The 14,386-nt window shown below is 68.6% G+C and carries 16 protein-coding genes and 3 pseudogenes; 11 read left to right on the top strand and 8 right to left on the bottom strand.

The window, feature by feature from the left end; all coding sequences use genetic code 11:
* Positions 1-19 precede the first annotated feature (19 nt).
* From ACIDOCELLA78_RS000000109145 to hemF, 6 genes are all read right to left on the bottom strand, one after another.
* Positions 20-754, bottom strand: coding sequence for a hypothetical protein (locus ACIDOCELLA78_RS000000109145; protein WP_249676341.1), 735 nt, complete (start codon positions 752-754; stop codon positions 20-22).
* 160 nt (positions 755-914) lie between these two features.
* A complete protein-coding gene (locus ACIDOCELLA78_RS000000109150) occupies positions 915-1,460 on the bottom strand; it encodes a 2,4'-dihydroxyacetophenone dioxygenase family protein (RefSeq protein ID WP_201729321.1) in 546 nt (181 codons plus the stop codon).
* Positions 1,461-1,541: 81 nt separating this feature from the next.
* Positions 1,542-1,694 (bottom strand): hypothetical protein, encoded by a 153-nt coding sequence (locus tag ACIDOCELLA78_RS000000109155; RefSeq protein WP_374223261.1) that lies wholly within the window; start codon positions 1,692-1,694, stop codon positions 1,542-1,544.
* A gap of 4 nt (positions 1,695-1,698) precedes the next feature.
* Positions 1,699-1,980, bottom strand: a complete 282-nt coding sequence (locus tag ACIDOCELLA78_RS000000109160) for a hypothetical protein (RefSeq protein ID WP_249676353.1) — start codon at positions 1,978-1,980, stop codon at positions 1,699-1,701.
* A gap of 86 nt (positions 1,981-2,066) precedes the next feature.
* On the bottom strand, positions 2,067-2,858 hold the full coding sequence (locus ACIDOCELLA78_RS000000109165; protein WP_249676343.1) for a hypothetical protein: 792 nt from the start codon (positions 2,856-2,858) through the stop codon (positions 2,067-2,069).
* A gap of 18 nt (positions 2,859-2,876) precedes the next feature.
* Complete coding sequence (gene hemF, locus ACIDOCELLA78_RS000000109170; protein WP_201729334.1) at positions 2,877-3,776, bottom strand: oxygen-dependent coproporphyrinogen oxidase; 900 nt, start codon at positions 3,774-3,776, stop codon at positions 2,877-2,879.
* A 136-nt stretch (positions 3,777-3,912) separates the two neighbouring features.
* On the opposite strand from hemF, the gene ACIDOCELLA78_RS000000109175 reads away from it, so the two are divergent.
* The 10 genes and pseudogenes from ACIDOCELLA78_RS000000109175 to ACIDOCELLA78_RS000000109220 all read left to right on the top strand — a co-directional run.
* Positions 3,913-4,122, top strand: coding sequence for a hypothetical protein (locus ACIDOCELLA78_RS000000109175; protein WP_201729322.1), 210 nt, complete (start codon positions 3,913-3,915; stop codon positions 4,120-4,122).
* Between the two features lie 2 nt (positions 4,123-4,124).
* On the top strand, positions 4,125-5,309 hold the full coding sequence (locus ACIDOCELLA78_RS000000109180; RefSeq protein ID WP_201729323.1) for a cytochrome b N-terminal domain-containing protein: 1,185 nt from the start codon (positions 4,125-4,127) through the stop codon (positions 5,307-5,309).
* Positions 5,309-6,040: a cytochrome c1 gene (locus ACIDOCELLA78_RS000000109185; protein WP_201729324.1), complete on the top strand. Its 732-nt coding sequence runs from the start codon at positions 5,309-5,311 to the stop codon at positions 6,038-6,040. The genes ACIDOCELLA78_RS000000109180 and ACIDOCELLA78_RS000000109185 overlap by 1 nt, the downstream gene beginning before the upstream one ends.
* A complete protein-coding gene (locus tag ACIDOCELLA78_RS000000109190) occupies positions 6,037-6,924 on the top strand; it encodes an S-methyl-5'-thioadenosine phosphorylase (RefSeq protein ID WP_201729325.1) in 888 nt (295 codons plus the stop codon). The genes ACIDOCELLA78_RS000000109185 and ACIDOCELLA78_RS000000109190 overlap by 4 nt, the downstream gene beginning before the upstream one ends.
* A gap of 145 nt (positions 6,925-7,069) precedes the next feature.
* Positions 7,070-7,717 carry a peroxiredoxin gene (locus ACIDOCELLA78_RS000000109195; protein WP_201729326.1) on the top strand — a complete coding sequence of 216 codons (648 nt, stop codon included), beginning with the start codon at positions 7,070-7,072 and terminating at the stop codon, positions 7,715-7,717.
* A gap of 141 nt (positions 7,718-7,858) precedes the next feature.
* Positions 7,859-8,662 carry a phosphate ABC transporter ATP-binding protein PstB gene (gene pstB, locus ACIDOCELLA78_RS000000109200; RefSeq protein WP_201729327.1) on the top strand — a complete coding sequence of 268 codons (804 nt, stop codon included), beginning with the start codon at positions 7,859-7,861 and terminating at the stop codon, positions 8,660-8,662.
* A gap of 10 nt (positions 8,663-8,672) precedes the next feature.
* Positions 8,673-9,392 (top strand): phosphate signaling complex protein PhoU, encoded by a 720-nt coding sequence (phoU, locus tag ACIDOCELLA78_RS000000109205; protein ID WP_201729328.1) that lies wholly within the window; start codon positions 8,673-8,675, stop codon positions 9,390-9,392.
* Between the two features lie 14 nt (positions 9,393-9,406).
* A complete protein-coding gene (gene phoB, locus ACIDOCELLA78_RS000000109210) occupies positions 9,407-10,117 on the top strand; it encodes a phosphate regulon transcriptional regulator PhoB (RefSeq protein ID WP_201729329.1) in 711 nt (236 codons plus the stop codon).
* A 238-nt stretch (positions 10,118-10,355) separates the two neighbouring features.
* Positions 10,356-10,490, top strand: a pseudogene (locus ACIDOCELLA78_RS000000109215) (DUF1275 family protein); the annotation flags it as partial.
* A 103-nt stretch (positions 10,491-10,593) separates the two neighbouring features.
* Positions 10,594-10,791: pseudogene (locus tag ACIDOCELLA78_RS000000109220) on the top strand (DUF1275 domain-containing protein); the annotation flags it as partial.
* A 365-nt stretch (positions 10,792-11,156) separates the two neighbouring features.
* Here ACIDOCELLA78_RS000000109220 and ACIDOCELLA78_RS000000109225 read toward each other — a convergent pair.
* A complete protein-coding gene (locus tag ACIDOCELLA78_RS000000109225) occupies positions 11,157-11,705 on the bottom strand; it encodes a GXWXG domain-containing protein (protein WP_201729330.1) in 549 nt (182 codons plus the stop codon).
* Positions 11,706-12,914: 1,209 nt separating this feature from the next.
* Between ACIDOCELLA78_RS000000109225 and ACIDOCELLA78_RS000000109230 the strand changes: the two genes are divergently transcribed.
* Positions 12,915-13,319, top strand: coding sequence for a DUF4334 domain-containing protein (locus ACIDOCELLA78_RS000000109230; RefSeq protein ID WP_283770856.1), 405 nt, complete (start codon positions 12,915-12,917; stop codon positions 13,317-13,319).
* A 49-nt stretch (positions 13,320-13,368) separates the two neighbouring features.
* Here the strand turns inward: ACIDOCELLA78_RS000000109230 and ACIDOCELLA78_RS000000109235 are convergent.
* Positions 13,369-14,147 (bottom strand): annotated as a pseudogene (locus tag ACIDOCELLA78_RS000000109235) (YoaK family protein).
* Positions 14,148-14,386 lie beyond the last annotated feature (239 nt).

The following is a 14,386-nucleotide window of genomic DNA, read 5'->3' on the forward strand; positions in this document are numbered from 1 at the left end:
CGCCTTGCGCCTGCGTGCTCTAATCGGGCAGGTCGAGATCGCCGTCGATGATATGGGTGTTGCCACAGACGAACCCGCCCTCCGGCGTCATCGCCGGCGTGCCGGGCGCATAGCTCGCCTGCCCGGCGCCGAACGGGGCCGGATTGTCGATCGTCTGCGGCGCCGGGCTGAACCCCGCCTCGCACTGGCGCGACAGGGTAGTGACCGAAAGCCCGGTCGCCGCGAGAAAGACGCGGTTGAACGCGTAGCCGTCGCGGAACTCCGCGCCGCTCGCGCCCGGCCCCGCGAAACTGCCGGTATTGGCCATCATCACCGCATAGATCGACGACGCGCCATAACGCCGTTCCACGATCATCCGCCCGTCGGTGAACGGCGCCGCACTCACCGGCCCGTCCGGCCCGGCGATCCCGTCGGCGCCGCAGGCATAGGCGGGAAACGCCCAGTCGCCGGCCGCGCCCCCCGCCGGCATCTGGCAGAACGCCTTGCCGGTGCCGCCCGATTGCGGCGCCACCGCCACCGGGGCGATGCTCAGCGCGATGGCGTTGCCGGTCAGCCCGCTCAGCTCCGCGCCGGACCACAGCGTCGCGAACGCGATCACCACCGCGGCGAGAACGCTCAGCGGGTCCGGCGTCGCCCCCAGCCGGCGCGTCACTTCCCGCCGAACCGCCACCAGCGCGCCCATGGCCCGCCACGACATCAGATTGGGATTGCCGATGCTCATCCGCTCGTCAGGCTGTGCGACCTCGTAACTCATTGCTTAAAATTAACACCAGATTTATCTAAACAACAACTAAAAATATCAATTAATCAAAAAATTCGCCTTAACCGTGTGCGGTTAAGGCGTTGCTTCATGATCCCGGCTTAAAGTACTGACAGCGGCTTGTTTCCCCACCGCCTCCCGATCGGCATAAGCCTCAACGCAGGTAACGATCGGCATGAGCCGCCCCGAGCCCGACCGCCTCGTAATGCCGCCGCGCCGCCGCCAGCTTGGTGAACACGTCCTCATAGCCGAGCGCCTTGCCGTAGGGATCGACATAGGTATAGCCGCCGGTGACGTGGAACAGCGTCGCCATCTCGTCCACCCCGTCGGGCACCACGAGCGTATGCGTCTCGCCCGGCGGCTCGAAGGCGTAGTCGCCGGCATTGGCGACCCAGTCATGCTCCAGATACCGCCAGGTGCCGCGCAGGGTGAAGGCATGCACCGGCCCGCTATGCCGATGCCGCGACAGCACGCCCGCCGCCCGCACCCGCAGGATATTGATGTAATAGCCCTGGCTCACGCACAGGATCAGCGGCCGGAACGACACATCCGCCGTCTGCGGCACCCATTCGCGCGGATCGCCGCCATCGAGATCGATCCCGCCGCCCACGAAAATATCCGCCAGCATCCCGCCCGGCTGCGGCAGCTGATACGCCACCTTGCTCATATCCGGCACGGCGCCGGCCTCGTTCACATCCATTGTTGCTCCTCCCGCGCGGCCCGCGCCGCGTCACGCCCCGACTGTACCCCAATTCCCCCGCCCCGCCACCGCCCCCGCGCGTCAGCCGGAAAGCAACAGGGCAGGGGAGTCTCCCGCCTCATCGGCCTCCGCCAGCGGCGCCGCGCCCGAAGCCGCCAGAAACGCCGCGATCCGGTCGAACTCCGCCGGTGGTCTTGTCCCGTCCCCCGCATCGCCGGGCGGAACAAAAATCACCGTCTCAAACCGCGCCCGGGAGAGCAGGACCCGATAGGTATTCACCTGCCACGAAGCGGCCTCCTTGTGGCGGATCTCCTCCCACCGCGTGCCGCGAAAGCGCCGCGCGCGGCACGTTGTCGCGCAGGAAGCCGAGCAGCGGCTGAATCGCGCTGTCCAGCCGGTGGTTCGCCGCCCGCAGCGACACGCCGGGCCCCTTCGCATCCCGCGCCAGCGCCTCGCGCAATACATGCACGAGCGGCAGGTTGCCGGTCAGGAACGCCGCAGGTGCGGCGCTGCGGAACACCGTGTTCAGCCCGCACAGAGCATCATCCGATCAGATGGAGTCATCTGATCGGATAAAGATGCTCTGTTTATCAATATCATAGAGCACTACATCCGATCCGGATGGATCGGAAAGTGCTCTAGCGTCTTGCCCGCGCCCGGAATCCCGGTGACGAACACCACAACCCGCTCGCCCGCCGCCAGGGCCCGGTCGACCGCGCGGCCGATCGCCTCGGTCGTCCGCGTCAGGTTGCTCACATCCGCCCGCGCCGCCGCGATCTCCTCCACCCCGTGCCGCCGATACAGCATCGTCGCCGCCTCGACGATCGTCGGCACCGGCCGATACGCCCCCGCCTCCCAGGCCGCCGCGTCGATCGCCGCCGCCGGCGCCGGCAGCATCGCCTCGGTCGCCGCGATCAGCCCGCCGAGCGATGCTTCATTCGCTTCCATCACCGGCATGATCGGCTGCGCCAGCAGTGGCGGGGTCGCCGCGCGCGCCGGCGCATCCGGGGCGACCAGCACCGGCACGATCGGATGGCGCCGGCTTTCCGCATGAAAATCGAACAGGTCGAGCGCGTAATCCTCGACCTGCAACCGGTCGGCATTGGCGAACCGCGCCGCCCCGATCTTGAATTCGAGCACGAAAATCCCGCGCTCTCCCAGCACGACGGCATCGATCCGCCGCCCCAGCCGGATCAGCGGATATTCCAGCAGCACCCGCCAGCCCGGGCACCCGGCCAGTGCTGCGGTCAGGATCGGCAGCTGCGCCCGCCAGGCGCGGATCTGCTCCTCATGGTTGAGCGTATGGGTCTCGACCAGCCTTCGGGCGAGGGCGCCGATCACCGCCTCCTGCGCCGCCGCGGCGAGTTCCCCCGCCGTGCCGGACCACCACGCCCTCACGGCGCTTTCACGCCGCCGTCACGGCCATTTGACCTCGGGCGGCATGCTCATCAGGATCGCCTCGGTATTGCCGCCGGTCTTCAGCCCGAACGTCGTGCCGCGGTCATAGAGCAGGTTGAACTCGACATACCGCCCCCGCCGCACCAGCTGCGCCTCGCGCTCCTCCGGCGTCCACGCCTCGTCCATCCGCCGCCGCACGATCGCCGGATAGGTTTCGAGAAACGCGAGGCCGACATCGCGGGTAAACGCGAAATGCCGCTTCGGCTCGGTCTCCAGATAATCGTAGAAAATCCCCCCCGCACCCCGCGTCTCGCCGCGATGCGGCAGAAAGAAATACTCGTCGCACCATTTGCTGAAGCGCGGGTAATAGTCGGGGTCATACCTGTCGCACGCCGCCCGGAACCCGGCATGGAACAGCGCCGCGTCCTCGGCCGCCGCCGCCGTCCCCGGCTGCAACGGCGTCAGGTCGCCGCCGCCGCCGAACCATCCCTTCGTCGTCACGATCATGCGCGTGTTCATGTGCGCCGCCGGCACCCGCGGCGAGTGCATGTGCGCGACCAGGCTGATCCCCGCCGCCCAGAAGCGCGGGTCCTCCGCCGCGCCGGGAATGTTCTTCGCGAATTCCGGGCTGAACGCGCCGCCCACCACCGAGATGTTCACCCCCACCTTCTCGAACACCCGGCCGCGCATCAGGCTCATCTCGCCGCCGCCCTCCAGCCGGTTCTGCCCGTCCGGCGAGCGCGTCCACGGCGTGCGGACGAAGCGGCCCGGCGCGCGGTCCGCCAGCATCCCGCCATGCGCGTCCTCGATCGCCTCGAACGCGGCGCAGATCCGGTCGCGCAGCGTGCGGAACCAGTCGCTCGCCGCCGGCTTCAGCGCCTCGTGCGCGGGCGGCGGGGCAGGGGGGGCGGGGCGGATGGCGCATGCATATCTGTCATGCCCGTCATATTACATCATCGCCGCTTCCCTTCCAGCGCGCCCGCGCGCCGTTACGGGATTGAATTTTCCACGGTTTGCCGCCATCCAAAGGCGACAGCTCGAAGGGAGACAATTCATGGCTGCGGTTGCCGCATCCGGCGCGTCCGGCGCCGGGGAACACAATGACGGTCGGCAGGATTTCGCCCGGATCCTGTTTGCGACCATTTCGCTGATGGGCCTCGCGGTGCTGCTGTGGTGCTTCGCCTCTTCCCTCGCGCCCTCCCGCGCCGCCGAGGCGCCGGGCGCCGCCCCGCTGCCCCACGCCATGATGAACGGGTTGCGCTGACCATGAGCGCGAACCCCCAACAGGGCTGGCTCGAAACCCGCCTGCCGCTCTGCGCCGCCTATCGCCGCCACTGGAGCGAGGCGCTGGTCCCCGCCGGCCTGCCGCTGTCCTGGTCGGTCGGCCCGCTGGTCGGCGTCGCCCTCGCGGTGCTGACGCTCTCGGGCATCTGGCTCGGCCTCGCCTATCAGCCGAGCCTGTCCGGCGCGGCGCTGTCGATCGCCGACTACACCCGCAACGTCCCCTATGGCTGGCTGATCCGCGACCTGCACCGCGTCGGCACCACCATGCTGTTCGGCGTGCTGTTCGTCGAGCTGTTCCGCGGCGCCTTCTACGGCACCTACCGCAACGGCCGCGAACTGGCCTGGATCGTCGAGATCCTCCGCCTCTTCGCCTGCATGGCGGTCGGCTTTCTCGGCTTCGCGATGACCGGCGGCCCCGCCGCCCAGGGCGCGCTGCTGGCGATGGACGCGCATCTCGCCGCCATCCCGCTCTTCGGTCACCTGCTCGGCCCGGCCTTTCTCGGCGGCGCCGGGCTCAATGCCGCCACCGCCCCGCGAGTCGCGATGGCGCATGAGGCGATCGGCTTTCTCGTGCTGCTGATCGCGGCGCTCACGGTCGTCGCCTCCCACGCCGCGCCGCAAGCCCATCCCGATGGCCTTACCACCCCCGATCCGCGAACGATGACGCCGCGCCAGGCTCAGGCCGGGCGCTATTTCACCGCCTTCCTGATCTTCGCGCTCGTCTTCGCCGTCATCCTCGCCTTCGATCCCGGCCTCGGCACGCCGAAAACCCCGGTCCTGCCGGCGGCTCTGGCCATTCCGGTGCGGGTGACGCCGCCGTGGTATCTGCTGGTCTTCCACGGCTTCGCCCGCGTCGCCGGCACCCCCGGCGGCGGCGCGCTGCTCACCGTGGTCGCCTTCCTGCTGCTCGGCGCGCTGCCCTGGCTCGATCGCGGCGCGGTGGCGAGCTGCCGCCGCCGCCCGGTCTATGCCGGCTTCCTGGTCCTCCTCGCGGTCGATCTCGTGCTGCTCGGCATCGCCGCCGGCGCGCCCGGCGGGCTGTGGGCGACCGTCGCCGAACTCGCCACGACCTACGCCTTCGCCCATTTCCTCATCATCACGCCGCTGGTCACCATGCTGGAAACCCCGCGCGACCCGGCGGCGTCCCCTTCGCGGAGGATCGTCTGATGCGCCGCCTGCTCGCCCTTTGTCTCACCGCCGGCGCGCTGCTGGCCGCCGGCCCGGCGCTGGCGAAGGGGCCCGGCTTCGGTTTCCTCTCGCCCTTCGGCGGCTATGACAACGCGACGCTGCAAGCCGGTTTCGCGGTCTACCGCGCCGATTGCGCGAGCTGCCACGGGCTCAACCTCGTGCACTACCGCGACCTCGCCGGCATCGGCCTGTCCGAAAAGGACATCGCGGCGATCACCGCGCAAATCAGCCAGCCGGACGGCGTCGGCGCCAACGGCAAGCCGCGACTGGTCAAGGCCACGCCGGATGCCGTCATGACCTGGTCCTACGCCGGTGATGCGGCCGCGAAAGCCGCCAATCACGGCGCCCTGCCGCCCGATCTCTCGCTCTTCGAGTCCGGCCGCGCCAACGGCGCCGCCTATGTCCAGGCGCTGCTGCTCGGCTACCGCGCCGCCCCGCCGAACCTCACGCTGCTGCCCGATCATCATTACAACGTCGCCTTCCCCGGCGGGCAGATCGCGATGGCCCCGGCGCTGAAGCCCGGCTCGGTGACGCTGGCTGACGGCAAGCAGCCGGACGCGGCGCAGATGGCGCACGACGTCGCCGCCTTCCTCGCCTGGACCGCCGATCCCCATCGCGACGACCGCAAGATCGACGGCATCGCCGCCATCCTGTTCCTGCTCGTGCTCGGCCTGGTCGGCGCCGTCGCCTTCGGCCGGAGGCGCGCATGAGCGGCGCCGAACCCCGCCGCCCGGTCATCGGCGTCATCGGCGGCTCGGGCCTCTACGATATCGAGGGGATCGAGGACAAGCGCTGGGAGCGTGTCGCCACACCCTGGGGCGAGGCGTCGGACGAGCTGATGTTCGGCACGCTCGAAGGCGTTTCGGTCGTCTTCCTGCCCCGCCACGGCCGCGGTCACAAGCTCTCGCCGACCGACCTGAATTACCGCGCGAATATCGACGCGCTGAAACGCGCCGGCGTGACCGACATCCTCTCGATGTCCGCCGTCGGCAGCCTGCGCGAGGATCTGCCGCCCGGCCATTTCGTCATCGTCGACCAGTTCATCGACCGCACCTTCGCCCGCGCGAAGAGCTTCTTCGGCGCCGGCTGCGTCACCCATGTCTCGATGGCCGAGCCGGTCTGCGCCCGGCTGGGCGACGCGCTGGAACACTCCGCCCGCGCGCTCGACCTGCCGGTCACCCGCGGCGGCACCTATCTCGCGATGGAAGGCCCGCAATTCTCCACACGGGCGGAAAGCCATCTCTACCGCGCCTGGGGCTGCTCGGTGATCGGCATGACCAACATGCCCGAGGCCAAGCTCGCCCGCGAGGCCGAGCTTTGCTACGCCACCGTCGCCATGGTCACCGACTATGATTGCTGGCACGAGGATCACGAGGCGGTCACGGTCGAGCAGGTGGTCAAGGTGCTGCTCGGCAATGCCGACCGCGCCCGCGCCCTGGTCCGCGCCGTCGTCCCCGGCCTCGGTGCGCCGCGCCCCGCCTGCACCGCCGGGTGCGATCACGCGCTCGACCACGCGATCATCACCGCCCCCGCCGCGCGCGACCCCGATCTTGTCGCCCGGCTCGACGCCGTCGCCGGCCGCGTCCTCGGCTGATCCCCCCGCGCGGAAATTAACCCGCGCGGCAGGCCCGCGCGGGTGCCCTTTGCGCCGCGCCGCATCCCGCCCTATGTGTCGGCCAGCGCCGCCGGCCCGCCCGCGCGGCCACGTCTCACGCCATCAGCGACGGAGGACCACCAGCATGGCTCTGCAACTCGGCCAGATCGCGCCGGATTTCGAACAGGACAGCTCCGAGGGGCGCCTGAAGTTCCACGACTATCTCGGCTCGTCCTGGGGCATCCTGTTCAGCCACCCGAAGGATTTCACCCCGGTCTGCACCACCGAGCTGGCCGAGGCGGCGCGGCTGATGCCGGAATGGACGAAGCGCAACGTCAAGCCGGTCGGCCTCTCGGTCGACACCGGCGAGAACCACAAGGGCTGGGCCGCCGATATCGAGGAAACCCAGGGCCAGAAGCTCAACTTCCCGGTCATCGCCGATCATGACCGCAAGGTCTCCACCCTCTACGACATGATCCACCCCGCGGCCGACCCCACCGTCACGGTCCGCTCGGTCTTCATCATCGACCCGCAGAAGAAGATCCGCCTGATCATGACCTACCCGCCGGCGACGGGCCGCAACTTCGCGGAAATCCTCCGCGTGATCGACGCCCTCCAGCTGACCGACGGCTACAAGGTCGCCACCCCGGTGAACTGGACCGACGGGCAGGACGTCATCATCGTCCCCTCGCTTTCCGACGACGAGGCGAAGCAGCGCTTCCCCGAGGGCTTCCGCACGCTCAAGCCCTATCTGCGGATGGTGAAGCAGCCGAAACTCCCCTCGGCGAGCTGATCCCGCCACTGTCATGAAAGCTTCATGCGGCTGTCACAATGGTTGCATGATAGTCCGCTATCGCGAAACGGTGATTTCGCCGGAACGTCCCGCGGCCTGCAAGGGCCGCGGGCGCCGTTTTCAGGAACAGGTCATTTCGAGATGCCCGACGCAACCGCAAACGTGAAATCCGAGCCGGCGGCGGCGCTGGCCGAGCCGCGCGTGTCCATCCGCAACCTCGATTTCTTCTACGGCGCGACTCGCGCCCTCAAATCCGTCTCGATCGACTTCCCCGACCGCCAGACGATGGCGATGATCGGCCCCTCCGGCTGCGGCAAATCCACCCTGCTGCGCGTCATCAACCGGATGTACGACCTCTATCCCGGCCAGCGCGCCGAGGGCGAGGTGATCCTCGACGGCGAGAACATCCTCGCCCCCGGCACCGACATCAACCGCCTGCGCCGCCGCGTCGGCATGGTGTTCCAGAAACCCACGCCCTTCCCGAAATCGATCTACGAGAACATCGCCTTCGGCGTGCGCCTGCACGAGCGCCTCTCCCGCGCCGCGATGGACGAGCGGGTCGAATCCGCCCTGCACAAGGCGGCGCTGTGGAGCGAGGTGAAGGACAAGCTGCACGCCTCCGCCAGCGCGCTCTCCGGCGGCCAGCAGCAGCGCCTGTGCATCGCCCGCAGCATCGCCGTCCGCCCGCAGGTCCTCCTGCTCGACGAACCCACCTCCGCGCTCGACCCGATCTCGACGCTGCGGATCGAGGAGCTGATCGCCGAGCTGAAGCAGGATTTCACCATCGTCATCGTCACCCACAACATGCAGCAGGCCGGCCGCTGTGCGGATCGCGTCGCCTTCTTCTATCTCGGCGAGCTGGTCGAGGTCGCCGACGCGACGCAGATGTTCACCGCCCCGCGCGAGAAGCGCACGCAGGAATACATCACCGGCCGGTTCGGCTGAGGAGGTCTCGATGCCCGAAGACAGCAAGCACATCCTGAGCAGTTTCGAGGCCGACCTCGCCCGCCTGCGCGACATGATCGCCGCGATGGGCGGCCTCGTCGAAACCGAGCTGGCCGACGCCATCACCGCGCTCCTCACCCATGACAGCGCGATCGCCGCAAGCGTCGTCGAGATGGACGCGAAGGTCGATGCCGATGAACGCGCGATCGAGCAGTTCGCCGTCCGCGTCCTCGCCCTCCGCCAGCCCGTCGCCGACGATCTCCGCCAGGTCGTCGCCGCGCTGAAGGTCACGACCGACATCGAGCGCATCGGCGACTACGCGGCGAATGTCGCCAAGCGCACCCTCGTGCTCAACCAGTCCGGCACCACCTGGCCGCTCGCCAGCCTCTCGCAGATGTCCCGCCTCGTGCAGGAAAGCCTCAAATCCACGATCGATGCGATCAGCGAGGCCGATCCGGTGAAGGCGATCTCGGTCTGGCGCGCCGACCAGATGATCGACGATCTCTACACCACCATCTTCCGCGAGCTGATCACCTACATGATGGAAGATCCGCGCAACATCACCGCCTGCACGCATCTTCTCTTCATCGCCAAGAATCTCGAGCGCATCGGCGACCACGCGACCAACATCGCCGAGCTGACCTATTACGCCGCCACCGGCCAGACCCTGCCCGATGCCCGGCCCAAGGGCGATCTGTCGGCGAGCCCCGCGCCTGGCGCCGCCCCCTGAGGAGAGACAGCGAAATGAGCGAGACGGCGAAGCCGTATGTGCTGGTGGTCGAGGACGAGGCCCCGCTGGTCACCCTGCTGCGCTACAATCTCGAAAAATCCGGCTTCCGGGTCGATGAGGCCGGCGATGGCGGCGAGGCGCTCGCCCGCATCAACGAGGCGATGCCCGACATCGTCCTGCTCGACTGGATGCTGCCCACCATGTCCGGCATCGAGGTCTGCCGCCAGCTCCGCCGCAAGCCCTCCACCCGCCATCTGCCGGTGATCATGATCACCGCCCGCGCCGAGGATCAGGACACCGTCCGCGGCCTCGAAACCGGAGCGGACGACTACATCACCAAGCCCTTCTCGCCCGAGGCGCTGATCGCCCGCATCCGCGCCCTGCTGCGCCGCAGCGGCACCGTCCCGGCCAAGTCCCCGCTGGTCTTCCACGATCTCGAGCTGGACCCCGCGACCCACCGCGTCACCCGCGGCGGCCGCCTGCTGCATCTCGGCCCCACCGAATTCCGCCTGCTCGAATTCTTCATGCGCCACCCCCGCCGCGTCTTCTCGCGCGAGGACGTGCTGAACGCCGTCTGGGGGCGGGACATCCATGTCGAGCCCCGCACGGTCGATGTCCATATCCGCCGCCTGCGCAAATCCATCAACACCGCGACCGACATCGATCTCGTCCGCACCGTCCGCGCCGCCGGATACGCGCTCGATCTCGATCCGGTCGAGGCCTAAGGGCCTCGCCCTTTTTTTCCTTGGGCCTAAGGGCCTCGCCCTTTTTCTCCTTGGGCCTAAGGGCCTCGCCCTTTTTCTCCTTGGGCCTAAGGGCCTCGCTCTTTTCTCCTTGGGCCTGACCTGCCATCCCTTCGCCCGCGTCCACCCTGAGGCCGGCCCGGCGCCCTTCCCGATCCCGCCGGATCGGATATTGTGCGCGGCCTTCCGATGCCCGGCCCCACCCCGACAGGACACGATGATGGACCACGCCAACGCCACCTTCCTCACCGCGGCCGATCTCACCCTCGCCGCCCTCGCCTTCGTCTCGGGCAGCGCGGACATCTTCGCCTTCCTGAAATTCCATGACGTCTTCACCTCGGCGATGACCGGCAATACCGCCCTGCTCGGCCTCGCCCTCGGCCAGGGGCACATCCTCGCCGCCCAGCGCTCGCTCGCCGCCCCTGTTCGGCTTCTGCTGCGGCAGCATCGCCGGCACCATCGCCAACGAGGCCGCCGCCCGCCACAACCGCGCCCGCCGCCTCCGCCTGCTGATCGGCGCCGAGGCCACCTGCCTCGCTTTGGTGCTGGTCCTCTGGGCCATCACCCGCCACCCGGTCTATGGCCCGCTGCTCTATGTCATGATCCTCACCGGCGCCTTCGCCATGGGCCTGCAAAGCATCGCGGCGCGGGAAATCAACATCCCCGGCATCAACACCGTCGTCGTCACCAACACCCTCACTTTGGTGATGAGCCGCGGTCGGCGGCCGCGCTGCGCCGCTCGCTGCGGCAGGGCAGGGCGGATGTCTCGCCCTTCACCCCGGTCGTGCTGCGCCAGTCCGGCATGCTCGGCATCTATCTCGCGGCGCCGCCCTCTCCGGCCTGCTCGCCGAAACCCTGCCCTCCCTCATCGCCATCCGGCCCTCGCCGCCGTGCTCCTCGCCCTCGTCACCGCCAGAAGCTTCCCGCGACAAGCCGCGCCAGAGCATCATCCGATCAGATGGAATCATCTGATCGGATAAAGATGCTCTGTTTCTCAATGTGATGCTCTAGATTTTACCGGTCACTCCCGGATCAGCCTGAAGAAATACGGCTGCTCCATGCCCTTGAAGTCCATCCACCCCATCACCCGGTCGTCGTCGATCCGGGCGAACACGTCGTTGATCGGCTTCGCGTCGTAAAGCATCGCCGCGTGCAGCCGGCCGCGGAACAGAATGCTGCGCAGCCGCGCCCGGTGCCGCCGTGTCGCGAGCAACGGCCCGGCCAGCGGAAACACCGCCCGCAGGATCGCGTCGCGGAACGGCATCGCCGTCGTCGCCCGGATCGCCAGCAGCGCCGGGTTCACGCAATAGAGCCCGCCGCCGAGGCCGCGATGCACCAGCGGATGCACCGCATCCGGCCCGTCGAACTTCTTCCCGTGCCAGCGCGTCGCCTCCAGCATCCCGTCCATCGCGTGCCCGGTGCGTATGCCCTCGCCCCGCCAGCGCCCGGTCATCATCTCCGCCGGCGCCGGTTCCAGCCGGTCGAACAGCGCCACCGCCGCCGCCGTGGTCATCTCCGTCGCCGTGGCGGCGGTCGCCGCCGCCGCCTCCCTCTCCGTCAGCTGCGTCATCGTCCACCCTCCCTGTGAGCGCCCTCCGATCCATCCGGATCGGACATTGTGCTCCATGATATTGATCGATGGCGCATCTTCACCCGATCAGATGGAGCCATCCGAGCGGATGACGCTCTGAAGCCGCACCGTTGATTGCCGTCACTCTCGCCAGTTTCGAAAGACTTTTCCAGTTATTTGAACGCGACGTTTCGATGACGCCCCTCTCGCCACCCGCCACCCGCCACCCGCCACCCGCCACCGGCGCGAAACGCCTTGCCCACCCCGGATGTTTGTGGTTCAAACATCACCATGACTGAAAATGACGAAATCGCCCGCCGTCTGGCCCGCATCCTCGCCGGGCTGACCGCGCTTGTCGCCGCAACCGGCCTTGCCGCCGGGCTCGCCGGGCCGTTTCTCGTCGGCATCGCCCGCCGCCTGTCCGCCTCGGCGCCCGCTTCGCCGCCGCCGCCCGCGCCCCGGCCAGACCGTCCCGTCCCGCCGCGCCTGCGGCAAACAGAAGTCCCGCCGCGTATGCGGCGAGCGCGGCTTACGCCCAGCCTGCGGCGAGCGCGGCTTACGCCCAGCCTGCGGCAAGCGCGGCTTACGCCCTGCCTGCGGCGAGCGCGGCTTACGCCCAGCCTGCGGCGAGCGCGGCTTACGCCCAGCCTGCGGCAAGCGCGGCTTACGCCCTGCCTGCGGCGAGCGCGGCGGCAAGGCCGGTTGCGGCGACAAGCGCGGTCAGCCCGGCGAGGATGCGGGCCAGACGGCGGGCGATTTCGTCATTTTCAGTCATGGTGATGTTTGAACCACAAACATCCGGGGGTGGGCAAGGCGTTTCGCGCCGGTGGCGGGTGGCGGGTGGCGGGTGGCGGGTGGCGAGAGGGGCGTCATCGAAACGTCGCGTTCAAATAACTGGAAAAGTCTTTCGAAACTGGCGAGAGTGACGGCAATCAACGGTGCGGCTTCAGAGCGTCATCCGCTCGGATGGCTCCATCTGATCGGGTGAAGATGCGCCATCGATCAATATCATGGAGCACAATGTCCGATCCGGATGGATCGGAGGGCGCTCACAGGGAGGGTGGACGATGACGCAGCTGACGGAGAGGGAGGCGGCGGCGGCGACCGCCGCCACGCGACGGAGATGACCACGGCGGCGGCGGTGGCGCTGTTCGACCGGCTGGAACCGGCGCCGGCGGAGATGATGACCGGGCGCTGGCGGGCGAGGGCATACGCACCGGGCACGCGATGGACGGGATGCTGGAGGCGACGCGCTGGCACGGGAAGAAGTTCGACGGGCCGGATGCGGTGCATCCGCTGGTGCATCGCGGCCTCGGCGGCGGGCTCTATTGCGTGAACCCGGCGCTGCTGGCGATCCGGGCGACGACGGCGATGCCGTTCCGCGACGCGATCCTGCGGGCGGTGTTTCCGCTGGCCGGGCCGTTGCTCGCGACACGGCGGCACCGGGCGCGGCTGCGCAGCATTCTGTTCCGCGGCCGGCTGCACGCGGCGATGCTTTACGACGCGAAGCCGATCAACGACGTGTTCGCCCGGATCGACGACGACCGGGTGATGGGGTGGATGGACTTCAAGGGCATGGAGCAGCCGTATTTCTTCAGGCTGATCCGGGAGTGACCGGTAAAATCTAGAGCATCACATTGAGAAACAGAGCATCTTTATCCGATCAGATGATTCCATCTGATCGGATGATGCTCTGGCGCGGCTTGTCGCGGAAGCTTCTGGCGGTGACGAGGGCGAGGAGCACGGCGGCGAGGGCCGGGATGGCGATGAGGGAGGGCAGGGTTTCGGCGAGCAGGCCGGAGAGGGCGGCGCCGCCGAGATAGATGCCGAGCATGCCGGACTGGCGCAGCACGACCGGGGTGAAGGGCGAGACATCCGCCCTGCCCTGCCGCAGCGAGCGGCGCAGCGCGGCGCCGACCGCGCTCATCACCAAAGTGAGGGTGTTGGTGACGACGACGGTGTTGATGCCGGGGATGTTGATTTCCCGCGCCGCGATGCTTTGCAGGCCATGGCGAAGGCGCCGGTGAGGATCATGACATAGAGCAGCGGGCCATAGACCGGGTGGCGGGTGATGGCCCAGAGGACCAGCACCAAAGCGAGGCAGGTGGCCTCGGCGCCGATCAGCAGGCGGAGGCGGCGGGCGCGGTTGTGGCGGGCGGCGGCCTCGTTGGCGATGGTGCCGGCGATGCTGCCGCAGCAGAAGCCGAACAGGGCGGCGAGCGAGCGCTGGGCGGCGAGGATGTGCCCCTGGCCGAGGGCGAGGCCGAGCAGGGCGGTATTGCCGGTCATCGCCGAGGTGAAGACGTCATGGAATTTCAGGAAGGCGAAGATGTCCGCGCTGCCCGAGACGAAGGCGAGGGCGGCGAGGGTGAGATCGGCCGCGGTGAGGAAGGTGGCGTTGGCGTGGTCCATCATCGTGTCCTGTCGGGTGGGGCCGGGCATCGGAAGGCCGCGCACAATATCCGATCCGGCGGGATCGGGAAGGGCGCCGGGCCGGCCTCAGGGTGGACGCGGGCGAAGGGATGGCAGGTCAGGCCCAAGGAGAAAAGAGCGAGGCCCTTAGGCCCAAGGAGAAAAAGGGCGAGGCCCTTAGGCCCAAGGAGAAAAGGGCGAGGCCCTTAGGCCCAAGGAAAAAAAGGGCGAGGCCCTTAGGCCTCGACCGGATCGAGATCGAGCGCGTA

Source organism: Acidocella sp. C78 (assembly GCF_907164655.1).

Bases quoted from the DNA above. Each gene is read 5' to 3' on its own strand.
- ACIDOCELLA78_RS000000109145 (WP_249676341.1), bottom strand. From the start codon at position 754: ATGAGTTACGAGGTCGCACAGCCTGACGAGCGGATGAGCATCGGCAAT.
- ACIDOCELLA78_RS000000109150 (WP_201729321.1), bottom strand. From the start codon at position 1,460: ATGGATGTGAACGAGGCCGGCGCCGTGCCGGATATGAGCAAGGTGGCG.
- ACIDOCELLA78_RS000000109175 (WP_201729322.1), top strand. From the start codon at position 3,913: ATGGCTGCGGTTGCCGCATCCGGCGCGTCCGGCGCCGGGGAACACAAT.
- ACIDOCELLA78_RS000000109180 (WP_201729323.1), top strand. From the start codon at position 4,125: ATGAGCGCGAACCCCCAACAGGGCTGGCTCGAAACCCGCCTGCCGCTC.
- ACIDOCELLA78_RS000000109185 (WP_201729324.1), top strand. From the start codon at position 5,309: ATGCGCCGCCTGCTCGCCCTTTGTCTCACCGCCGGCGCGCTGCTGGCC.
- ACIDOCELLA78_RS000000109190 (WP_201729325.1), top strand. From the start codon at position 6,037: ATGAGCGGCGCCGAACCCCGCCGCCCGGTCATCGGCGTCATCGGCGGC.
- ACIDOCELLA78_RS000000109195 (WP_201729326.1), top strand. From the start codon at position 7,070: ATGGCTCTGCAACTCGGCCAGATCGCGCCGGATTTCGAACAGGACAGC.
- pstB (WP_201729327.1), top strand. From the start codon at position 7,859: ATGCCCGACGCAACCGCAAACGTGAAATCCGAGCCGGCGGCGGCGCTG.
- phoU (WP_201729328.1), top strand. From the start codon at position 8,673: ATGCCCGAAGACAGCAAGCACATCCTGAGCAGTTTCGAGGCCGACCTC.
- phoB (WP_201729329.1), top strand. From the start codon at position 9,407: ATGAGCGAGACGGCGAAGCCGTATGTGCTGGTGGTCGAGGACGAGGCC.
- ACIDOCELLA78_RS000000109225 (WP_201729330.1), bottom strand. From the start codon at position 11,705: ATGACGCAGCTGACGGAGAGGGAGGCGGCGGCGGCGACCGCCGCCACG.